The 20,505-nt window shown below is 58.0% G+C and carries 19 protein-coding genes; 5 read left to right on the top strand and 14 right to left on the bottom strand.

What is annotated here, in order from left to right:
* Positions 1-4: 4 nt before the first annotated feature.
* The gene (locus ACZ3HH_RS11625; protein ID WP_465804700.1) at positions 5-817 is read right to left on the bottom strand and encodes an isocitrate lyase/PEP mutase family protein; all 813 of its coding nucleotides are present in this window, start codon (positions 815-817) and stop codon (positions 5-7) included.
* Positions 818-862: 45 nt separating this feature from the next.
* A complete protein-coding gene (locus tag ACZ3HH_RS11620) occupies positions 863-1,945 on the bottom strand; it encodes a bifunctional transcriptional activator/DNA repair enzyme AdaA (protein ID WP_465804698.1) in 1,083 nt (360 codons plus the stop codon).
* Positions 1,946-2,071: 126 nt separating this feature from the next.
* Between ACZ3HH_RS11620 and ACZ3HH_RS11615 the strand changes: the two genes are divergently transcribed.
* A complete protein-coding gene (locus tag ACZ3HH_RS11615) occupies positions 2,072-2,485 on the top strand; it encodes a VOC family protein (protein WP_465804696.1) in 414 nt (137 codons plus the stop codon).
* A gap of 3 nt (positions 2,486-2,488) precedes the next feature.
* Here ACZ3HH_RS11615 and ACZ3HH_RS11610 read toward each other — a convergent pair whose 3' ends face one another.
* The 4 genes from ACZ3HH_RS11610 to ACZ3HH_RS11595 form a co-directional block, all read right to left on the bottom strand.
* Complete coding sequence (locus tag ACZ3HH_RS11610) at positions 2,489-3,109, bottom strand: LysE family translocator (RefSeq protein WP_465804694.1); 621 nt, start codon at positions 3,107-3,109, stop codon at positions 2,489-2,491.
* Between the two features lie 159 nt (positions 3,110-3,268).
* The gene (locus ACZ3HH_RS11605) at positions 3,269-3,631 is read right to left on the bottom strand and encodes a DUF6124 family protein (protein WP_465804693.1); all 363 of its coding nucleotides are present in this window, start codon (positions 3,629-3,631) and stop codon (positions 3,269-3,271) included.
* A 498-nt stretch (positions 3,632-4,129) separates the two neighbouring features.
* Entirely contained in the window at positions 4,130-4,420 is a 291-nt protein-coding gene (locus ACZ3HH_RS11600; RefSeq protein WP_460146253.1) for a hypothetical protein, read from the bottom strand.
* A 206-nt stretch (positions 4,421-4,626) separates the two neighbouring features.
* The gene (locus tag ACZ3HH_RS11595) at positions 4,627-5,691 is read right to left on the bottom strand and encodes an alpha/beta fold hydrolase (protein WP_465804691.1); all 1,065 of its coding nucleotides are present in this window, start codon (positions 5,689-5,691) and stop codon (positions 4,627-4,629) included.
* A gap of 369 nt (positions 5,692-6,060) precedes the next feature.
* On the opposite strand from ACZ3HH_RS11595, the gene ACZ3HH_RS11590 reads away from it, so the two are divergent.
* Positions 6,061-6,405, top strand: coding sequence for a cupin domain-containing protein (locus ACZ3HH_RS11590; protein ID WP_465804689.1), 345 nt, complete (start codon positions 6,061-6,063; stop codon positions 6,403-6,405).
* A 243-nt stretch (positions 6,406-6,648) separates the two neighbouring features.
* Here the strand turns inward: ACZ3HH_RS11590 and ACZ3HH_RS11585 are convergent, their stop codons facing one another.
* The 3 genes from ACZ3HH_RS11585 to ACZ3HH_RS11575 form a co-directional block, all read right to left on the bottom strand.
* Entirely contained in the window at positions 6,649-6,861 is a 213-nt protein-coding gene (locus ACZ3HH_RS11585) for a DUF1059 domain-containing protein (protein WP_465804687.1), read from the bottom strand.
* A 240-nt stretch (positions 6,862-7,101) separates the two neighbouring features.
* Positions 7,102-9,225, bottom strand: coding sequence for a hypothetical protein (locus ACZ3HH_RS11580; protein ID WP_465804686.1), 2,124 nt, complete (start codon positions 9,223-9,225; stop codon positions 7,102-7,104).
* A gap of 92 nt (positions 9,226-9,317) precedes the next feature.
* Positions 9,318-10,811, bottom strand: a complete 1,494-nt coding sequence (locus tag ACZ3HH_RS11575) for a hypothetical protein (RefSeq protein ID WP_465804684.1) — start codon at positions 10,809-10,811, stop codon at positions 9,318-9,320.
* Between the two features lie 286 nt (positions 10,812-11,097).
* On the opposite strand from ACZ3HH_RS11575, the gene ACZ3HH_RS11570 reads away from it, so the two are divergent.
* Complete coding sequence (locus ACZ3HH_RS11570; RefSeq protein WP_465804682.1) at positions 11,098-11,685, top strand: LysE family translocator; 588 nt, start codon at positions 11,098-11,100, stop codon at positions 11,683-11,685.
* A 190-nt stretch (positions 11,686-11,875) separates the two neighbouring features.
* On the opposite strand, the gene ACZ3HH_RS11565 is transcribed toward ACZ3HH_RS11570, so the two are convergent.
* From ACZ3HH_RS11565 to ACZ3HH_RS11545, 5 genes are all read right to left on the bottom strand, one after another.
* On the bottom strand, positions 11,876-12,709 hold the full coding sequence (locus ACZ3HH_RS11565; RefSeq protein ID WP_465804681.1) for an AraC family ligand binding domain-containing protein: 834 nt from the start codon (positions 12,707-12,709) through the stop codon (positions 11,876-11,878).
* 34 nt (positions 12,710-12,743) lie between these two features.
* Positions 12,744-13,247, bottom strand: coding sequence for a VOC family protein (locus ACZ3HH_RS11560; protein ID WP_465804679.1), 504 nt, complete (start codon positions 13,245-13,247; stop codon positions 12,744-12,746).
* Between the two features lie 131 nt (positions 13,248-13,378).
* Positions 13,379-15,868 carry a TonB-dependent siderophore receptor gene (locus ACZ3HH_RS11555; RefSeq protein WP_465804677.1) on the bottom strand — a complete coding sequence of 830 codons (2,490 nt, stop codon included), beginning with the start codon at positions 15,866-15,868 and terminating at the stop codon, positions 13,379-13,381.
* Between the two features lie 104 nt (positions 15,869-15,972).
* Complete coding sequence (locus tag ACZ3HH_RS11550) at positions 15,973-16,959, bottom strand: FecR domain-containing protein (protein WP_465804675.1); 987 nt, start codon at positions 16,957-16,959, stop codon at positions 15,973-15,975.
* A 4-nt stretch (positions 16,960-16,963) separates the two neighbouring features.
* Entirely contained in the window at positions 16,964-17,488 is a 525-nt protein-coding gene (locus ACZ3HH_RS11545; protein WP_465804673.1) for a sigma-70 family RNA polymerase sigma factor, read from the bottom strand.
* Positions 17,489-17,856: 368 nt separating this feature from the next.
* On the opposite strand from ACZ3HH_RS11545, the gene ACZ3HH_RS11540 reads away from it, so the two are divergent.
* Both ACZ3HH_RS11540 and ACZ3HH_RS11535 read left to right on the top strand, forming a co-directional pair.
* On the top strand, positions 17,857-18,312 hold the full coding sequence (locus ACZ3HH_RS11540; RefSeq protein ID WP_007906916.1) for a (2Fe-2S)-binding protein: 456 nt from the start codon (positions 17,857-17,859) through the stop codon (positions 18,310-18,312).
* A 24-nt stretch (positions 18,313-18,336) separates the two neighbouring features.
* Positions 18,337-20,505: a xanthine dehydrogenase family protein molybdopterin-binding subunit gene (locus ACZ3HH_RS11535; RefSeq protein ID WP_465804671.1), complete on the top strand. Its 2,169-nt coding sequence runs from the start codon at positions 18,337-18,339 to the stop codon at positions 20,503-20,505.

Genomic DNA, 20,505 nt, shown 5'->3' with positions numbered 1-20,505 from the left:
GCGGTCAAATTCTGCCGTTGGGGGGCAGCAGGGCGTTCACTTGGCCATAAGTGAAGGCCTTAAGGTCGCTGCTATCGAGTTTTCCGGTTTCCAGAAAGCTTTTGGCTACCGACGCCATGGCGCCGTAGAGGAATTCGGCGATGCTCGAGCCGGCGCTCAAACGGCGCACGCCGAGGGCTTGCAGTTCTTCCGGCGAAGGCAGGCCCGCGAAACCCAGCACGTTTACCGGCAGCGTCGTGCCATGGCATAGCGCTTCGATCTCATACGCCGCCGTGACGCCCGCCGCGAACAGCCCGTCGGCACCGGCGGCTTGATACAACGCGGCACGCTTGAGTGTCTCTGCGACGCGATCTTCGGCAGGTACCAAGCCCCTGAGATACACGTCGGTGCGAGCGTTGATAAACAGCTTCACGTCCCGGCGATTGGCGACCTGGCGAGCGATTTCGATCTTGCGCGCCAGCAGCTCGGGCGGCGAAGCACCGTCCTCGATATTGATCCCCACGGCACCGGTAGCGATGACGGCGTCGATCACTTCCGCGACCCGCCCCAGATCATCGGAATAACCGGCCTCAATGTCCACGGTCAACGGCACCGTGATGACTCGGGCGATGGATTCGACGGTGGAAACGAGACGTTCAAGCGGCAAGGTGTTGCCATCCGGGTAACCGTGAACCCAAGCCACCGCCGCGCTGCTGGTGGCGACGGCTTTGCTGCCCAGCTGCTCCACCAATCGCGCCCCGGTGGCATCGGCAACGTTGGTCAGAATCAGCAGGCCGCTTTGGTGCAGTTGGTGGAATTGGTTGTCGAGTGTGTCCATCGAATGTCCTTCCTTATGATTTTTTTTGAATAAACGGTGGATTGATCAGAACGTGAGTTGTTGAGTGATTTGCACCGCAGCGCTTTCCAGCCTGAGCAGAAACGCCTTGCGCGGCTGTCCTCCACCATAGCCGGTCAATGAGCCATCTGCGCCGATCACCCGATGACAGGGCAGGATAATCGCCAAGCGGTTTTGTCCGTTGGCCAGACCCACGGCGCGACTGGCGCCGGGCTTGCCGAGTCGCGCGGCGATGGCGCCATAAGTAGTGGTCCGGCCGTACGGAATCTTCATCAGTTCAGCCCACACCTGTCGGGCGAAAGCGCTGCCGGGCAAGTGCAGTGGCACGTTGAATTCGGTTCGTTTACCAGCGAAGTATTGCGTCAGTTCTTGTTCAATCTGCTGCAAATGCTCGTTGTGTCCGGGTGCCACGGCGTAGCCATAACGGTTCTGCAACTCTTCGATTTCTTTGGTCAGCGCCGGTCGATCGAGAAATTCCAGCAGCACCAGTCCGCGACGCTCGGCCATCGCGATCATCGGCCCCAGCGGTGTGGTCAGTCGAGTGAACAGCAGTGGCTCGCTGTGGGCGGCGCGGCCGGGTGTGATGTGGAACGACTTCTGAAACGCATCGCGAAAACCGCTCAGGGATTCGTAGCCGGAGTCGAACGCGGCGTTGTCGATGGATTCGCCCTGTTTGATGCCACCGAGGGCGATGCCCAGGCGCCGGCTGCGCAGCCAGGCGTGAAAGGTCATGCCGAAATGCTGCTTGAACCAGCGGCGCAGTTTCAGCGGCTCGATGCCCTCGGCGAGCAACTGGGCATCGGTCCAGCGCAGGTCGGGATCCGCGTCGACGGATTTGAGTAGCCGCTGCACCCAGTCCGGCGCGATGGCCGCGGCGTCCAGCGGCTTGCAACGCAGGCAGGCCCGATAGCCCGCCGACATCGCCTCATCGGCATGGGCGAAGAACTCGACGTTTTCCGGCTTCGGTTTACGCGCCGTACAGCCGGGGCGGCAAAAAATGCCAGTGGTTTTGACCGCGGTAAAGAACACCCCCTCGTAGGCGGTGTCGCGTTCGAGCATGGCGCGAACCATCTCGGCGTGGGGCGGAAGCACAGCGTTTTGTAGGTTCATGGGCTGAGCATATGCCGCGTCGCCCGGCGCCTCCACCGGAAAATCGACAGTGAATTTTTGTGGCCCTGAGCTACAGTCATCGGGTCACCGATAATCCTGTAAACGCTATTTTCAGGAATCTTCCTAATGCAACCGTTCACGATCAAACACATCGATCACATCGTCCTGCGCGTCAAGGATCTCGAACGAAGCATCACTTTTTACCGCGAGGTATTCGGCGCCGAACTGGTCAAGCGCCGCGACGATCTGGGCATGGTGCATCTGCGTGCGGGCACCTCGATGATCGACCTCGTCGACATCCAGGGCGAACTCGGCCGCAAGGGCGGTGCTGCCGCTGGCAACGAACGGCGCAACGTCGATCACTTTTGCCTGCGCATTGAACCGTTCGACGAGGAAGCCCTGGTCAGTCACTTGCAGTCCTATGGCCTGACGCCCGAGAAAGCCGCCGTGCGTTTCGGCGCTGAAGGCCATGGCCTGTCGATCTATTGCTTCGATCCGGACGGCAACCAGGTCGAACTGAAAGGGCCGTCTCAAGGGTAAAGATCACGCCCGTTTCGCCATCAACAACACCGAAGCCGCTGCCGACAACAATCCCGCGCAGCAACGGTTGAAAATCCGCTTGCCCCGTGGTTCGGCGAACCAGCGGCGCATGTGCAAACCCATGTAGGCGTAGGCGCTGATGGCGATCCATTCCAGCAGCAGGAACAACGCGCCGAGCACGACGAATTGCGCGGCAATCGGTCGAGTCGGGTCGACGAACTGCGGCAGGAACGCGGTGAACAGCAAAATGGCCTTGGGATTACCCGCCGCCACCAGAAACTCCTGCCGCGCCAAAGCGACAATGCCAATTGGCGCGCCGGTCACAACCTGCTCGGCCTCGGGATTGGCGCGCCACAGTTGCCAGGCCAGGTACAACAGGTAAGCGGCGCCAATGATCTTGATCGCGTAGAACAGCCATTCCGAGGTTTGCAGCACCACCGACAACCCGGCGGCGGCCAGGGCGATCATTCCGGCAAACGCCAGCAAGCGTCCAACACCGGCCACGCAGGCGCGACGATATCCATAACGGGTGGCGTTGCTGACCGACAGTAGATTGTTCGGGCCGGGAGCCATGTTCAGGGCGAAGCAGGCCGGGAGAAATAAGGTGAGGGTGGCGAGGTCCATGAACGGGGCTCCAGGAACGAGAGCGGTATTTTTATCACGAAGGGTCAGTGGCCTGTCCCGTACAGCGGTGGACGCAAATCGCCGTACACTTGCGTTGGCTAGTGGGACTCCCATAAAAAACGGCCTTGGCTAAGGCCGTTTTTTCAACAGACGAAGCGATTAGTTCTGCGGATCGATGTTATCCAGCGCCCGGTTTACCGCCAACTCGCCCAGCATGATGTTCTGCTGAATCCCCAGTATTGTGTTGCGATGCGGGATTTCCAGAAGGTTTGCAAAATCACTGAGCATGACACTGGCTGATGCCAGTGATTCGCAGGCATGGGCCAGCAAGCTTTCGGTATCCATGTCGGGGGCGACGATGAACATTCTGCTGGGTTTACGGGCAGCGGCGGGTTCTTTGGGGGACTTGAGGTAATGATCGAGCGCGCGTTGCGCCGCGTCGTGGAGCTTTTTTGAATCGATGGATTCGTAGGGGGAAACGTCGTCGTCGGTTTCCGGTGGATTAGGTGTGATCTTGAACATGTCTTAACTCTCAAAGTGAGGCTACGACCAGTTCGCGACTAAACGAATGGAGGCAGCTGTGCACAGGTTAGTCGACCGACGAGCTAAGAAATCGGCGCACCCGAGGGTGCCCTGCGCACAGCCACCATAAAGTGCAGGGATGGGATACCTGACTGAATGGCACTTATGCGACTTAGCAACAACGGGCGACTAAACCCGACCACTGATGGGCAGTGGCAGGGAAACGATAGAGGCCAGGGCCAAGGCGCACAAGCCGGCGGATTCTGGCGTAGTCGTAGGCAATGACGCAAGACGCTGTAGCTTTCAGGAAGTAACGCACAGCCACATTAAACAAGCTCCCCTAAACACCCAAAATCCCTGTGGGAGCGAGCTCGCTCCCACAGGGATCTCCTTCGTGATTCAGGTTGGGAGAAAAACAGGGGACAGACCACGATTGCTCGGCATTCGCCTTGAATCGCGACCTGTCCCTTCTAACGCAAGATCAACTGGAGAGGCACGCTATTTGATCTGCACAATCACCGGACCTTCCGTCACGATCGGCGGGTTCGCGTGGATATTCGAGGCATTTTTCTGAATCCAGTCGCGCGCGACTTTCAAGCTCGCATCGCTGCCGGCCTTGTCCGTGCAAACAGTCACCGCCGTACCGCCATCACCCGTATTCAGCAGTGTGTAACTTACCAGGCCAGGCACTGTCCGCAGGGTAGCTTCGACGTCGGCGCTGCGCTGTTCTAAAAGATCGAAAAGCTGCTTCGCGCCAGCACCCAAGTAGGTTCTTATAACTGCATACATAGTTGTCTCCTTTGGGCGTTACCGTCCTGATGCCAAGCCAGATCCGCTGATGGCCGCTATCACTCAGGTTTCAGTTCGTCCCGATTTATTCAGCTTAGCCAAACGCTGGCGACAAGCGAAATGCAACGACCATCGGCCACTTTAAATGGAACGAGTCGTTGTCGTGACGGTGCTTATCGGGGAAGTGCACCGTTGTCAGACCGGATTCAAAGGTGGTCCGCATCAATCACAGCCTTGGCGAACGCCTGCGGATCTTCCTGCGGCAGGTTGTGGCCGATGCCGCCCTTTATCAGCCGGAACTCGTATTTACCGGTGAAGCGCTTGGCGTAATCCTCGGGGGCAGGGTGCGGCGCGCCGTTGGCATCGCCTTCAAGGGTGATGGTCGGCACGCTAATGGACGGCGCCGTAGCCAGTTTTTGCTCTAGCGCTTCATATTGGCTCTCGCCTTGAACCAGCCCCAGGCGCCAGCGGTAGTTGAACACGGTGATGTCGACATGGTCGGGGTTCTCCAGAGCTTTGGCGCTGCGGTCGAAAGTGGCGTCATCGAACGCCCATTTCGGCGACGCCAGTTGCCAGATCAACTTGGCGAAGTCGTGGGTATTTTTCTCGTACCCGGAGCGACCGCGGTCGGTGGCGAAGTAAAACTGATACCACCACTGCAATTCGGCCTTGGGTGGCAGTGGGTTCTTGCCGGCCGCCTGGTTACCGATCAGATAGCCGCTGACCGAGACCAGCGCCTTGACCCGTTCTGGCCACAGCGCCGAGACGATGTCGGCCGAACGCGCGCCCCAGTCATAGCCACCGAGCACGGCTTGTTTGATCTTCAGCGCATCCATAAAGTCGATGATGTCACTTGCCAGCGCGGCCGGTTGACCATTGCGAACGGTTCTCTCGGACAGAAAATGTGTATCGCCGTAGCCTCGCGCATACGGCATCAGCACTCGATAGCCCTTTGCTGCAAGCAATGGCGCGACCTCGTCATAGCTGTGAATGTCGTACGGCCAGCCGTGCAGAAGAATGACTACCGGCCCATCGGCCGGGCCTGTTTCAGCGTACGCCACATTCAACACTCCGGCGCTGACATGCTTCAGCGGACCGAACGGGGAGGGTGCCGCATGCGTGGCGCCGGCACTGATCGCGCCTGGCTGCACAGCTGCGGTCGTTTGTGCGTGGGCCGTACCGAGAGCGCTGAACAGGGTGAGTGCGAGGATCGACGAGCCGACCAGACGGCGGCGGGTTTTACCGGTTTTGTTCTGCAGTGCCATCTTCATGGTGATGTCTCCGTTGCAAGCCGTTGGCCAGGGGTTCTGGCTGATCCCCTTCAAACCTGGCTTGCATTTGAACGCGGCGACGTATCTGGCCTGTGTCGGATCGCAGGCCAGGTGAAAACTCATGTATCAAGAGGCTAGCCAGACACGCTGTGATACACAGCGGTGCAGCAGCATCGCTTCGGGATGACCTCGACATTCGTAATGAAGCGGGTCATCCGACCTTGTGACGACGGTGCGAGACGCCTGTTTCGACGTTCATACAGGCGTTTTAGGTGAATCAGGAATTTCTGCCTTCTGCCCAACGAGCTTTCCCGCCTTTTAGGGTGTTTACTTCTAATCAGGCCCTGTATGTACACAGAGGAGAGCACCATGAGCAACGAACAGGTGGCACCTGAGACAAAAGGTGTTGCGGTGAAGTTACTAGCAACGATGGACCTTGGCCCTGAGATCGAGGGCATGGCAGGGCGCCAACTCAGAATGCGTATGGTGACCATCGAGCCCGGAGGCGTCTTCGGGCCGGTTCATCATCATAAAGACAGACCCGGCACCGTCTTCATACTGCAAGGTACGATCACGGACCATCGAGATGGAGTCGCCACGGACTATGGGCCGGGGGTGGGCTGGCCCGAGGATCGGAACACCATGCACTGGCTTGAGAATAGAGGAACGGTTCCGGCGGTTGAGATCTCGGTCGATATTGTCAGGCAAGAGTGAGCGCAGGCCCGACATCCAACACAGGCCCGGTGCCCTCTCGTGAACCCAAATAGCTGCGGTGGGCAAGCGTAACGAGGCACTCTCCAGGGTTTTCCAGAGATTGCGCTTAAATCGTCGGATTTTGGGCAGTTCCCAAAATCCCCCGTAGGAGCTGCCGCAGGCTGCGATCTTTTGATCCTGACCTTCTGAAAATCAAGATCAAAAGATCGCAGCCTTCGGCAGCTCCTGCAGGGGATCTCCTTATCAAGCGGGACGCGGTGCTTCAACAGGCGGGGTGCCGTCGTGAAACATCGTCTTCAGTTGAGCACGCAGTTCCGGTGAATCGGTGTGCTTGTGAACACTGACCGCATGCTGCGCGGCGGCCTCGAGCAGTTCGTTTTCAGAGTCTGCGGACAGCGCGACCGAGCATTTGGTATCGCTTGGAAACTCGCGGCAGTCGATGTATTTACGCGCCATGATCTTCTCCTCCCTACGATGAAGGCAGGCTGTGGCCTGCGTGAACGATCACTCGACGCGATACCCCCGTACATCAAACACCATTGCATGTCGCTTCGAGTGTGCCGACCCTTGAAGTATAGGCCCGCCACAGAGCACATCGTGGCGGGGTTGCAACGACTAAGGGAAAGCTGGGGACAGTCCACGATTGATCAGCTCATACCTGAAATCGTGGCCTGTCCCTTTTATGCGCTGACGAACTCAGGCGAGGCCGCTGAGCGCACTTTCTACAGGCTTGGGCAACGGGTTGAAGCGTTTGGCACGCAGTTCGCTGATTGCATAAAGGCTGCGAGCAGTACGGCCGTTGCCGTCTCCAAAGGCGTGGAAGCCAGTGACTGCGCCATACAACTGTTTTCCGAAGTGCTCATGGTTGATGTCCAGCGTGGCGAGATGTTGATCCAACAGGGCGCCGCCACTGGTGGAGGAAGGATAGCGAGCATCGGCATGGGGACCTCGCAGGCTCTTGGTATTGGCGGGGACAACGCGTTTTTGCAGCTCGCGGATCACGGCAGGATCATTTAACAATTTGTCGTTACCCAAGTACTCGCGCAGCATCGCGGTAAATCTGGAAAAGTCATTGCCTTGCGAGTTGGATGCATTGAGGATCCAGGCCGCTGCCCGATCCACGTCGTCGGTGAACCCTTTGGGATTGAAGAGCGACTCGGCCATGACGCTGTCATAGGGTGCTTTGCCCAGATCCTGTTTGAGTAATGTTTGTTGATACTTGTTCATGAACATCGCGTTACCGAAGTCTATTTTGACAAAACACTCCAGCAACTCGGCATAGTCCGTCGATTGCCGCGCAGCGCGCGCGACTGCGTAATTGATATTGTTGGTCGACATGACGCTGCTTAACAGGTCCCGCAGCGGTTGTCTGCCAATCAGAGATTCCAGTTCCTGTGCTGCCACTAATTGGGTGGTTGCCTTGATCAAGGCATTCTCGAACAGGTGCTCGAGTTCGATTTGAGGGATGCCATCAAGCGGCAGTTCTTTGTTGCTCAGGCGCTTGAGGATCTGCTCGACAGTTTCAATACTGTCATCCCTAAACAGCGCACGCCCATGGGCCACCGTAGGCAGGGTCATCCGAATCTCGGCGGCAGAGCCGGTTTTAATCAACGCTTTGACAAGGTCATAAGAAGTGCTGGCGTTGGTCAAATGACGTAACTGGCTCACAGCGGTTTTGGTGACGGACTGGCCAAAATTAGTCAGTTTCAGTGCCCCTTTACCTACCAGTCTGGCACCGCCGTGCACCAGTTGTGGCACGCCATCCAACGGATTAAAGATGGACACGACGACACCTGCGGTGACCCTGCTCAAGTTAATCAGTTTCGTGCTGCTCGCTGCGGCTTTCAAGAAAGGCCCGACTCCTCCAGCGAATACCAGCAAAACAGCAACTGCATCCATGGCGCAACTGAATACGGCACCACTTCGGCGCTTCGGATCGTCCGAGAGAAGCCCTTCAATGCACCCTTTGAACGGAATGATCACATTAAGAATGCCGTCGATCAGTTTTTTAAAAGCCTCGTCTCTATCTTCAATCGCGGTTTTGTCATAGCCCATGCTATGGAACTGGTCGTAGGTAATCGGCGGGTTGTGTTCGGCGACAAGATTGCCAATACCCTTGAATCGCTCCGAATTAAAACTCTCCATCGAGCTTCGATCGCGATGAGCAGATTGTGATTGATCGTCGAACTCACCGAATCGCACCAATAGCATTCCGGTACGACTAAGGTTGAGGTACTCGTCAAGCGATCTGAAGTTGTCTGGCAATAATTGGCTGGTTCTTTTTCCTCCGTGGAGCACCGGTTTGCTGCCGGCGAAATATGCTTCATTGTCGGCATAGATATACTGCAAATAAGTCAGGCGCTGGAAGTTGCCGTTGTGACCATTGGGGGACTCGCCGAATTGACCATTGGCCTCATCGAATGGAATACCACGAATGAACCCCAGGGCCAGATCTTCGTTTTTCAGACAAAGTCCTTGGAGGGGAAAAAGTTCGTAGCAATGAAGCTCGTTGTCGAACCAGGAAGTAATGACTATTCCGAAAGATGCTGTTTCGTCTGCGCTGGGGTCGTGCATGAATCCTAATACTTGGTATAGCGCAAGCTTGCCATATTCAATGGCCACTCTGTCTCTGCGGTTCAGTCGTGACAGGGCGAGGCGAATCATTGTGATGACACCGGGCGTGAACGCCTTGTAGCGTTTTTCTACTTCGTTTTTGTACAGCCTGTTGATTGGGGTAAGTTCTACCAAGTCTGGATCTTGCTTGAAAATGCTAGGGCCTTTTTTGCTGTCCCACTCCTGACTCGTTAAAAGATTGTTCATGTACAGTTCAAGGACGATTCGAGGAAGCCCAGGGTTCCATTTGCTGGTTTCTACCGGGAAAAGTTCTTGCTGGGGGTGAAGGAATGTCTCATTCAGAATGGTCTCTTTGGCCAGTTTCTTGCGACTGACAGGGGGCGCTGTAATGGCCTTGAGCGCATCAGCAATCTCATTGATGTAGGCGTTGTAGTGCGATGTGTTATATCTTCCAATGGAAGATTTTCTTCTTCTTTTGACTGGATCTCATTGATCAATGCCCAATCCAGGATGCACCGCAAGGTGATAACTTCATGTAACTTTTTCTGTTCGGCACTCACTGGTGATATTGCACCCAATTCCAACAATTGCTCATAGCGCATGTGTCGCGATAAGCCCGGGGCGATGTGTTCCGCCAGCATGACCGACTTGTGAAGTATCACCCACCCCGAAGAGCCGACTTGCACTGAGGGAAGCGTATTGACAAGAAACTCTGGTCCCAGACCGGCAAGTACTAATTCCAGGGTCAGTGTCGCCGTATCCGGGTTAATACCGAGGGCCACGAAACGGGCTTTCAGCTCTTTCCTTACCTCGAAAGCAGTCATGTTCTGGAAGTGCGGGAGGTAGAGATCAGAGTCATGAAAGCGCTCCCTCTGCTCGTCTGTGCCCAAATCCAGATCCACCATGATTGCAGCAATAAGAAGCCTGCTGCGTTGTCCACTGGTCATTGGCTTGTCCGGGGTTGAAAGCTCCGAACCTAGTGCATTGAAGCAGGAATGGGCAAAATTTCTGGATGCTTCGGTGTCGATTAGAACGTCCCAGGCAAACCCGGGACTTTCCTCTAAAAGAACCCGAGAGTACTTACTGGGCAGCGAATCGGCCAAATAGTTGATGAGGCGTTCAGGAGCGGATCCGTCCCTTGATATCAAATTGTTGATTTCTTGTTTGATAAGCGGCTGCTGCGGCTCAGGCACAATCAAGTTCGTTTCATTTGTTTCGTCTAAGACACCCCAGTAATTACCGAATTTTGGTGCCGGTGGTGGCGAAAAACTTAAATACCCAATCAGATTTTTTACTTGCTCGAAAGTGCGTGGCACATCCAGATTATGAAATTGAAGCCAGTTGATCAAAGGGATACGCTCGCTTGACGAAACAATTCCCCCTGTGAACGCCGCTGCTTTGGCCAGTAGTTCAATGTCGGCTTTCAGTTCGGTGAGGCTGTTTGTAAGTGGAGTGATGTTTTTGCTTTCAATATAGGTGCCGATGTCCTTTGGTGATGAATAAACTTGGCAGAAATCCCCGTCTTTGTTTATCAAGGTCCAGTGGTTGTCATCAAGGTTCAGCGTTTCAACCGCTTCTATAAATTGTGGATTGGCAATCAGTCTGCGTAACAAGATTCTCGCCGACAGATGGGTGCTATCGAAATGGCTGCCTTTGATCGTGGTGACGACCAGTTGATTGATATCGATCAGTTGGGTGGTGTAGAAATAGGTCGATTCTTCATTCTGAGACACTGCTTTATCGATGGCTGACTTTAATGTGTCAGCGATTGCGCGGCGTTCAGTTTGATCGCCGGAGAGTGGTTGGGCGAAGAGGTTTGGTGGCGTTGTCATGAATTGATCGTCCGTCCTTGAGGTTGATTGCTTTTCACTGTGTAACTTGTTGAGGTCTGGCTTTTTAATAACGGAAACTATATCCGGTTGCTTTTTTCTTGTTTTGGATTGCTTGGTTTCAAGTCATGTGATGGTTTTTCAGGATGTTGCGGATAGTTTTTTTAAATAAATTAATTTCTTGCCGTCGGGGTGGGCTTTACATGATCGAGAGCAATTTTCTTCAATACTCCGAGCAATGCTCCGGTTAACGTGGACGCTGTATTCCTTGATTTGAAGCAGGTGTGCGATGAGTCTGATTCTTTCCATGGCCGCGTTTGCGCTGGTCGCCTCTATTACGCCGGGGCCGGTGAATGTTGTGGCGTTGAGCTCGGGGGCGCAGTTCGGTTTCCGCGCGAGCCAGCGGCATGTGGCCGGGGCGACCTTGGGGTTTGTTCTGCTATTGGTGCTGATGGGGTTGGGTTTGCATGAGGTGTTGCAGCGTTGGCCGGCGCTGACGCGGGTGGTGCAATGGGCGGGAGTGGCGTTTCTGCTTTTCATGGCTTTCAAGTTGGCCACTGATAACGGTCAGCTCGATGCCAAGGAATCAGGCCGGGCGCCGTCGATGCTCTACGGCGCGGTGATGCAATGGCTCAACCCGAAAGCCTGGCTGGCCTGCGTGGCAGGGATGGGCGCGTTTGTCGCCGATGGCGAGGCGCGGTTGGTGTGGCAGTTTGCGGCGGTGTATCTGGTGATCTGCTACTTGTCGGTGGGTTGCTGGGCATATGCGGGGACGTTTTTGCGCGGCTATCTGAGCAATCCGGCGGGGATGCGTTTGTTTAATCGGCTCATGGCGTTGTTGCTGGCGGTGAGTGCGGTGTACTTGCTGTTGCCGTAGGTCTGCAATAGTGGTTCCCGGCACAATTCTTGTTGCCAATGCTTTCCCTGTGGGAGCGGGCTTGCCCGCGATAGCGGTAGTCCATTCGACATCATTGTTGGCTGACCAGACGCCATCGCGGGCAAGCCCGCTCCCACAGGGATCTGTGTGGCAGCTCTACCCATCAAGATTTGTGGCGAGGGCCGTTGAGTTAGCCGCGATACTGCCCCGGTGTCGCCGCCAGATGCTGTTTGAACGCGCGTTGAAAATGCGCCTGATCGGCAAATCCCGCTTCCAGCGCCACATCGGCGATCAACTTGCCACTGCGCAGTCGATCCCGGGCGAACTGGATGCGCCGGTTGATCAGAAACGCGTGAGGCGTCATGCCGTAATGCTGTTTGAAGGCACGGATCAGATAGGACGGCGACAGTTGCGCCGCCTCGCAAATGTCTTCGAGTTTGAGCATCTGTGTGCAGTTGTCGCGGATATAGTCGGCGGCCCGTTCCAGCTTGAAATTGGGTTCGCGCAGCGGTTGATCGATGGGGTTGAGCCGCTGTTGCACCTCGGTGAAAAACTCCACCGCCGCGCTGTGCTTGGGCAGCACCTCTTGCTGCGGGTCGACCAACACCTCGTACAAATTCTTCAGGCCAGCAAACAGCTCGACGTCACGATTGTGGGTGATGGAAAACCGGCGAAACGCCAGGTCCTGGCTGAAGCCGAGCTGATGCTGCAAATCGGTCAGCCAGGGCGTCTCGACGTACAACATGAGGTACGACCACGGCTGGTCGTCGATTGGGTTGCAGGCGTGCACATCGCCGGGATTCATCAGCACCACCGTGCCGGCATTGACCTGGAATTCCGATTGCTCGTGGATATAGGTGCTGCACCCGGCGGTGATTGCGCCAATGGAAAAGTGCGCGTGGGAATGCCGGCTGTAGCAGACCGAGCGACCATCGGCGATGGAACGGGCCTCGATGAAGGGCAGGGCGTCGTCGCGCCAGAAGCGCGGGGCTTTGTCTGCATCTTTGGCGACGGTGTGCTTCATCGTGGCGTCCTCGGCGGTTCAGCTTTGGAGTGTATTAGCTCTCGCCGTCAAAGGCTCGTTGCAGCGTGGCAATGTCGAGTTTTTTCATTTGCAGCATCGCTGCCATGGCACGCTGGGATTTGGCTGTGTCGGGGTCTTTCATCATGTCCATCAACGCCACGGGCACGATTTGCCACGAAACGCCGAATTTATCCTTGAGCCAGCCGCATTGCTGGGCTTCAACGGGACCGCCCGCAGACAGGCGTCCCCAGAAATGGTCGACTTCTTCCTGAGTGTGGCAATTGACCTGGAATGAGATCGCTTCATTGAACTTGAAAACCGGGCCGCCATTAAGGCCGGTGAAGCTCTGCCCATCGAGTTCGAAACTGACGGTCATCACCGAACCTTCCGGCCGGCCATGGATTTCCTGACCGGCCTTGCCGTAATGGGTGATGCCGGTGATTTTGGAATGATCGAAGATCGCGCAGTAAAACTTCGCGGCATCCTCGGCCTGATCGTCGAACCACAGGCAGGGCGTGAGTTTTTGAACGCGGTGCATGACGGTGCTCCTCTGCGGGTTAATCACTCTGGATTATCAGCGTAGTCAGCCTGTGGTGGTCCGGTGGCGCCGTAGATCGATAACCCGCAAGAAAACGGCTGCCGATCTTTCGGCAGCGCTTGGGGCCGGGATCAGAAATCCCACTTGGTCGTCAGTTGCAGGCTGCGCGGTTCGCCGTAGAAACCGGTGCCGAAATTGCCGAGTCCGGTGTAGTAGGTCTTGTCGAACAGGTTCTTGACGTTGACGGTCGCGCTCAAGTGATCGTTGAAGCGATAGCGTGCCATCAGGTCCACCAGGTAGTAGCTATCCTGGGTGATGCGCGAGTACTGGCCGAAGTTGACGGTGTCGGAGGGATTGGGCTGGAACACGTTGCCGAAAAACTCGCTTTGCCAGTTCACACCGCCGCCAACGGTCAGGTTTTCCCATGCACCGGGCAGTCGATAGGTGCTGAACACGCGCACCACTTGTTCCGGGGCGGTGGTTTGCAGCACCGAGCCGTAGACGTAATCGCCTTTGGCATCGCGGGTGTGGTTGTAGGTGTAACCGGCCGACAGGTTCCAGCCTTCCATCACTTCACCGGCCAGTTCGAACTCGAAGCCTTTGGTGGTCGCGCCCTGAACGGCGCTGTACACCGACTCGGTCTCGAAGCCGCTGATGTACTGGGCGACGTTGTCCTGTTCAATGCGGAACACCGCGAAACTGGCATTGAGGCGCCCACCGAAGTATTCGGCCTTGATGCCGGCTTCGTAGCTGTCGCCTTCCACCGGGTCGAGCAGTTGTCGCGCGGCGTCCTTACTCATTTGCGGCTGATAGATGCTGGTGTAACTGGTGTACAGCGAGTATGTATCGTTGAGGTCGTAGATCAGCCCGGCGTAAGGGGTGACCACGCCAGTCTGGCGATAACCGTCGCGCACGTCGGGCGTGTTCGGATCGCTGTAGTCGAGGTGGTCGCTGCCCTTGAAGTCGCTGACCCGGCCGCCGAGGATCACCGACAGATCATCGGTGGGCTTGAGCCGGGTGGCCAGGTAGGCACCGGTCTGGCGCTGGACGATGTCGTTATCGCCGATGCGCGGGATGTCCGGTTTGGGGAACTTGCCGCGCCAGTCGAAGATGCTGCTGTCCAGGGGCGGATAGACCGAGCCGTGAACCGGAATGTCCTGGCGGGCGTTCATCGACATGAAACCTGCGATCAACTCATGCTCGCGCCCGAACAAGCTGAAAGGGCCGGTGAGGTTGATGTCGATGTTGTCCTGAACCTGATCGCCTTTGAACTTGCCCATGTACATGAACATGCCATTACCGGTGACCGGGTCCGGATTGCCGCCGCTGGCCGAGCCGAGCAGGGTGTCGTGCTGGCGGTGTTTGCGGTCGTAGCTGACTTTCAGCGTCCAGTCGTTGTCCAGTCGTTGTTCCACGGAGGCGAAAATCGTCTGGTTGGTGAAGTCGCGACGGCTCCAGTCGGTGGCCGGGTTGAAAGAGCGGGAGAAGTTCGTGCGCGAACCGTCGCTGGAGTACATCGGGAAACCGGTCCAGCTGGCGCCGCGCGAACGGGTATTTTGCTGGTCCATGCCGAAGGTCAGCAGGGTGTCCGGGGTCAGGTCGGCTTCGAGGATGCCGTAGGCGATGTCCTTGGTGTTCTGGTAGTGATCCATGTAGGCGCTGCGATCCTGATAGACCCCGACGAACCGCCCGCGCACGTTGCCGCTTTCGGTCAGCGGGCCGGAAATGTCGCCTTCGCTGCGATAGTTGTCCCAGGAGCCGACGGTGCCGGCAATCGATGCCTTGAATGCTTTGGTCGGGCGCTTGCGGATCAGGTTGACGGTGGCCGAGGGATCGCCCGAACCGGTCATCAGGCCCGTTGCACCTTTGATGATTTCAACGCGGTCGAAGGTCGCCATGTCGGTGCTGGTGGTGCCGTAATCGTAGACACCGTCATAGTCAGTGTTGACACCGTCGTACTGGAAATTGGTGATCGGCAGGCCACGGCTGGAAAACTCCCAGCGTTCGCTGTCGTAGTTCTGCACGCTGATGCCGGGGGCGCGGCGCAGGGTGTCGGCAATGCTGGTGGAGCCCTGGTCGTCCATTTGCTGACGGGTGATGACGGTCACTGACTGCGGCGTTTCGCGCAGGGACAGCGGCAGGCCGGTGGCCGAAGACGTTGAGCCGGTGGTGTAGGAATGAGTGTCTTCAGTGGTGGCGCCCAGGCCCTGACCGGAAATGTTCGTGGCGTCCAGTTCCAGCGCGCCTTGCGACGCGGGCACTGCCTGCAATACATAACCGCCGTTGCCTTGGGGGCTGGCTTGCAGGCCGCTACCTTGCAACAGATGCTGCAACGCTTGCGAGTCGGTGTAGTCGCCATCGAGGCCGGGGCTGCGCTTGCCGGCCGCGAGGTCGTTGTGGCCGGCGAGGAAGACGCCGCTCTGCTCGGCGAAGCGATTGAGTACGCTGGCCAATGGTCCCGCCGCTATCGAGTAATGGCGTGTCCGGGGGCTGGACTGTTCACTGGCACCCGTGGTGTCTGCTTGAGCGAACGGCGCTGAAAAACTCAGGAATGCGACCGGGAGGGCCAGCGCCAAGGGGCGCAGGGCAAAACGAGTGCGGGTGAAGGCGTTGCGTGACATGGCGTTCCCTGGAATCAGTTCGATCGGCAATGTGAGGTGCTTCTGAGGGGTTAACCGAACGAGAAAGGCAAAAGGGAACCGATTGCCGAAAAAGAGTTTGCTGCTCAGACTTTCGGGCCGACGCTGACCCACCAAGGGAAGGTCTTTTGCACCCGGATCGGCAATGCCGCTTCCAGCAGGCGCAATGCCTGATCAGTATCCTTGAGCGGGAACGAGCCCATGACCGGTAGCTCGGCGACGGCCGGATCGCAGTGCAAATGCCCCGGACGGTAGTGGTTCAATTCGTCGATCAACTGGCCCAGTGGCAGGTTGTCTGCCAGCAGCAGGCCATGGCGCCAGGCTTCCCGTGAGGGGCTGGCGGCGGTGCTCAGCGCCATTGCGCTGTCGCTGAAGGCCAGTTGCCGACCGGCCTCGACAACCTGTACCGCGCCTTGGCGGGTGCGAACTTCGACCGCGCCTTCATAGACGTTCAGCAACGTCTGTCGATCTTCCAGACGAACACTGAAGCGGGTACCCAGCGCCCGCAGTCGCCCTTGGGAAGTTTCCAGTAAAAACGGTCGGTCGGGGTCCTTGGCCGTGTCAATCAACACTTCGCCGTACTGCAACTGCAGCAAACGTTGCGTGGCATCGAAGCGGACATTCAGCGCACTGAGTGCATTCAGCCAGATCCGGCTGCCATCATTGAGCACGGTTTCGCGGGTTTCCCCGGTGCCGGTAGCGAGGTCGGCAGTGAGCCGACCGAGCGTTTCCGGCAGCGGCGTGCCGCGCCATGCCGCCCATCCCGTCAGGCTCCCAGCAGTAAGGATCAGCAAGCTCTTGAGGGTCTGTCGGCGACTGATTGGCGAACGGCCGGTGCTGCGCAGGACTTGACTTACAGCCTGTTGCTCACTCTCGTGTTGCAGCGCAGTGAAGCGCTGGCCGACCCGTTCGATGTAGCGCCAGGCGTCCTGATGGTCGGCACTTTGGGCCAGCCAGGCCTGCCAGCGCAGGCGTTCGTGATCGGCCACGTGTGGGTCGTGGAGTTGCACATACCACTGGGCCGCTTGCTCGAGGCTGGCATGGCTGAGTTTTTTCAAGGGGACGGCGGGCATGGGGTTATTCAATCAGTAACCCATCGAGCTCGGCCTCGAGGATCGCGCAATGCATCATGGCCTGGGCCAGGTATTTCTTGACCATGCGCTCGCTCACGCCGATCTCGCTGGCGATGAGTCGATAGGGCATGCCGTGCAGCTGAGCCAGGATAAATGCATCGCTGACCTGCTTGGGCAAGCGCTGCAGCAGGGCGTCCACTTCGTGCAGGGTCTCGACGATGATCGCCCGTTGTTCCGGTGAAGGTTGCAAGGCGGGAGGGCGTGTGGCGAGGGTCTGCAGCCAGGCTTGCTCCAACTGCCGACGACGCCAGTGATCTATGCACAAACCGCGAGCAATGGTCGCCAGATAGGAGCGCTCGCGAACCTCGCAGTCGAACGCCTGCGGCCGCTTGAGCACCCGCATGAAGGTGTCATGAGCCAGGTCAGCGGCATCCATCGCATTACTGAGGCGTCGACGCAACAACTCATACAGCCATCGGTGATGGCAGGTATAGAGGTTTTGAACCGAAGAGAAGTCGGCGATTGTCATTGAGAGCACACGTCCATGGCGACCGGCGTCGCGGGTGCAAATAAGAATTGGTCGCGATTAAAGCAAATGGCCGGAAGTCTCGCAAATGATATTGGTTTGCTTTTAGGTGCTCGTAGCAGCGACCGGTGGTCGATGAACATGGCTTGTGGGTCAAATTGCGCTTAGCTGTATGGATAACCCTGTGGCGAGGGGGCTTGTCGGAACGCCGCACCGCCCCGTTGGACTGCGAAGCTGTCCTAAAACCTGCAATCTCGTTCTGCCAAGCACACCGTATGCACTGGATTTGCGACTGCTTCGCAGCCGAACGGGGCAAGCCCCCTCGCCACGAGGCGCCCCTTCAGAACACCGTGAGTCTGAGGAAACCCGCAATGCTGACCCTTAATATCAATGGCAAGGACCAGGAACTGGATGTCCCGGCGGACATGCCGTTGCTCTGGGTGCTGCGCGATGTCGCGCACCTGACGGGCACCAAGTTCGGTTGCGGCATGGCCCAGTGTGGCGCCTGCACCGTACACGTCGACGGCGCGCCGCTGCGTTCCTGCATCACGCCCGCCACGGCGGTGGCCCACGGGCAGAAAATTCTCACCATCGAAGGCTTGTCCGCCGATGGCTCGCACCCGGTCCAGCAAGCCTGGGCCGAACTCGACGTGGTTCAGTGCGGTTATTGCCAGTCGGGGCAGATCATGTCGGCGGCAGCCTTGCTGGCGAAAATCCCCAAGCCCACCGACAGCGACATCGACCAGGCGCTGTCCGGCAACATCTGCCGCTGCGGCACCTACCCAAGAATCCGCGCAGCGGTCAAACGCGCCGCAGAGATCGGTTGATACCACGTCGAAGGGAGCTGACCCATGAACAGAATCAACCCTGTCTCGCGTCGCGGATTTCTTAAGGGCAGCGCAGTGTTGGGCGGTGGTCTGGTGGTGGCGTTTGTCATTCCGGGTGCCAATCGCTTTGCCCTTGGTGCCGAGAATCAAGGAAACGTCTTCGCACCCAATGCCTTTTTACGCATTGGCAATGACAACAGCATCACTGTGCTGCTCGGCCATTCGGAAATGGGCCAGGGCATCTGGACTGGCCTGACCATGTTGATCGCCGAAGAGCTGGACGCCGACTGGTCGAAAATCCGCGTCGAACATGCACCGGCCTCGGCGGCCGATTATGGCCTGCCGGCGTTTGGCGGAATGCAGATCACCGGTGGTTCGACTTCGACCTGGATGGAGTTCGACCGCTATCGCCAGGCCGGAGCGGCGGCGCGCTTGATGCTGGTTGAGGCGGCGGCCAAGCGATTCGACGTGGCGCCTTCACAGATTCGCACCGAATCGGGCGTGGTCATTGCCGGCGACAAACGCGCCACTTACGGCGAACTGGCGGATGACGCCGGCAAGCTGCCGGTGCCGGATCCGGCCTCGATCAAGTTCAAGGACGCCAAAGACTGGAAGGTCATCGGCAAACCCACCAAGCGCCTCGACACCCCGGAGAAAATCACCGGGCAGGCCAAGTTCGGCATGGACGTGCAATTCGACGGGCTGATGACGGCGCTGGTCGCTCGCCCACCGGTGTTCGGCGGCAGCGTCAAATCCTTTGAAGGCGCCGAGGCACTGGCGGTGCCGGGCGTGCACAAAGTGGTGCAGGTGCCCACGGGTGTCGCGGTGATTGCCGATCATTATTGGGCGGCGAAACTGGGGCGCGATGCGCTGAAGGTCGAATGGGACCTGGGGCCGAACGCCGGGCTGGATAGCCAACAGTTGCTGGAGAGCTTTCGCAAACTCGCCGCCACGCCCGGCACTTCCGCCAGTCAGGCCGGGGATGCGACGGCGACGCTAAGCAAAGCGGTGAAGACGATTGAGGCTGAATACAGCGTGCCGTATCTGGCTCACGCGCCGATGGAGCCGCTCAACTGCACGGTGAAAATATCCAAGGACAAATGCGAAATCTGGACCGGCACGCAGTTTCAAACGCTGGATCAGATGATCGCGGGGAAGATCACCGGGCTCAAACCCGAACAGGTCGAGATCCACACCCAATTCCTCGGCGGCGGCTTCGGGCGTCGGGCCAATCCGACCTCGGATTTTGTCAGCGAAGCCGTGTACGTCGCCAAGGCAGCGGGCGGGCCGGTGAAAACCGTCTGGGCCCGAGAGGATGACATTCGGGGCGGTTACTACCGCTCGGCGTTCTTGCATCAGGCGCGCATCGGGCTGGGTGCCGACGGCATGCCAATGGCCTGGAAGCATGTGCTGGTCGGGCAGTCGATCCTGACGGGCACGTCGTTCGCGGCGACCATGGTCAAGGATGGCGTCGACAAAACCTCCGTCGAAGGCGTGGCCGACAGCCCCTATCTTGAGGGGCTGGCCAACCACCAGGTCGAACTGCATTCACCGCAAACCGGCATCAGCGTGCTGTGGTTGCGTTCGGTTGGGCACACCCACACTGCATTCGTCATGGAGTCGTTGATCGATGAGCTGGCAGACGCCGCCGGCAAGGATCCCGTGGAGTATCGACGTGCCTTGCTCAAGGCGCATCCACGGCATTTGGGCGTGCTGAATCTGGCGGTGGAGAAAGCCAACTGGAAAGCGCCCTTGCCGGACGGTCACGCATTGGGCGTGGCGGTGCATGAGTCCTTTGGCAGTTATGTCGCCCAAGTGGCCGAGGTGTCGCAGGATAACCTGGCGATTCGCGTGCATCGGGTGGTGTGTGCGGTGGATTGCGGCATTGCGGTCAACCCGCAGAGCATCGCCGCGCAGATGGAATCGGGCATCACCTTCGGTCTGGGATTTACCTTGCACAGCAAACTGACGTTCAAGAACGGTCAGGTGCAGCAGTCCAATTATCACGATTATCAGGTCCTGCGCCTGAACGAGATGCCGGTGGTCGAGGTGCATATCGTCCCCAGCAGCGACAAGCCCGGTGGCATCGGCGAGGTCGGTGTACCGCCCGTGGCACCGGCCGTGGCGAACGCGGTGTTTGCCCTGACCGGGCAGCGTCTGCGGGAACTGCCGCTGCAACTGTCGGGGGTGTGA

The organism is Pseudomonas sp. PME37.24/025, from assembly GCF_055556615.1.
This window is presented reverse-complemented; position numbering and strand designations above follow the sequence as displayed.

Excerpts from the sequence above, each read along its gene's own strand:
- ACZ3HH_RS11625 (WP_465804700.1), bottom strand. The coding sequence starts at position 817 with ATGGACACACTCGACAACCAATTCCACCAACTGCACCAAAGCGGCCTG.
- ACZ3HH_RS11620 (WP_465804698.1), bottom strand. The coding sequence starts at position 1,945 with ATGAACCTACAAAACGCTGTGCTTCCGCCCCACGCCGAGATGGTTCGC.
- ACZ3HH_RS11615 (WP_465804696.1), top strand. The coding sequence starts at position 2,072 with ATGCAACCGTTCACGATCAAACACATCGATCACATCGTCCTGCGCGTC.
- ACZ3HH_RS11610 (WP_465804694.1), bottom strand. The coding sequence starts at position 3,109 with ATGGACCTCGCCACCCTCACCTTATTTCTCCCGGCCTGCTTCGCCCTG.
- ACZ3HH_RS11605 (WP_465804693.1), bottom strand. The coding sequence starts at position 3,631 with ATGTTCAAGATCACACCTAATCCACCGGAAACCGACGACGACGTTTCC.
- ACZ3HH_RS11600 (WP_460146253.1), bottom strand. The coding sequence starts at position 4,420 with ATGTATGCAGTTATAAGAACCTACTTGGGTGCTGGCGCGAAGCAGCTT.
- ACZ3HH_RS11595 (WP_465804691.1), bottom strand. The coding sequence starts at position 5,691 with ATGAAGATGGCACTGCAGAACAAAACCGGTAAAACCCGCCGCCGTCTG.
- ACZ3HH_RS11590 (WP_465804689.1), top strand. The coding sequence starts at position 6,061 with ATGAGCAACGAACAGGTGGCACCTGAGACAAAAGGTGTTGCGGTGAAG.
- ACZ3HH_RS11585 (WP_465804687.1), bottom strand. The coding sequence starts at position 6,861 with ATGGCGCGTAAATACATCGACTGCCGCGAGTTTCCAAGCGATACCAAA.
- ACZ3HH_RS11580 (WP_465804686.1), bottom strand. The coding sequence starts at position 9,225 with ATGAACAATCTTTTAACGAGTCAGGAGTGGGACAGCAAAAAAGGCCCT.
- ACZ3HH_RS11575 (WP_465804684.1), bottom strand. The coding sequence starts at position 10,811 with ATGACAACGCCACCAAACCTCTTCGCCCAACCACTCTCCGGCGATCAA.
- ACZ3HH_RS11570 (WP_465804682.1), top strand. The coding sequence starts at position 11,098 with ATGAGTCTGATTCTTTCCATGGCCGCGTTTGCGCTGGTCGCCTCTATT.
- ACZ3HH_RS11565 (WP_465804681.1), bottom strand. The coding sequence starts at position 12,709 with ATGAAGCACACCGTCGCCAAAGATGCAGACAAAGCCCCGCGCTTCTGG.
- ACZ3HH_RS11560 (WP_465804679.1), bottom strand. The coding sequence starts at position 13,247 with ATGCACCGCGTTCAAAAACTCACGCCCTGCCTGTGGTTCGACGATCAG.
- ACZ3HH_RS11555 (WP_465804677.1), bottom strand. The coding sequence starts at position 15,868 with ATGTCACGCAACGCCTTCACCCGCACTCGTTTTGCCCTGCGCCCCTTG.
- ACZ3HH_RS11550 (WP_465804675.1), bottom strand. The coding sequence starts at position 16,959 with ATGCCCGCCGTCCCCTTGAAAAAACTCAGCCATGCCAGCCTCGAGCAA.
- ACZ3HH_RS11545 (WP_465804673.1), bottom strand. The coding sequence starts at position 17,488 with ATGACAATCGCCGACTTCTCTTCGGTTCAAAACCTCTATACCTGCCAT.
- ACZ3HH_RS11540 (WP_007906916.1), top strand. The coding sequence starts at position 17,857 with ATGCTGACCCTTAATATCAATGGCAAGGACCAGGAACTGGATGTCCCG.
- ACZ3HH_RS11535 (WP_465804671.1), top strand. The coding sequence starts at position 18,337 with ATGAACAGAATCAACCCTGTCTCGCGTCGCGGATTTCTTAAGGGCAGC.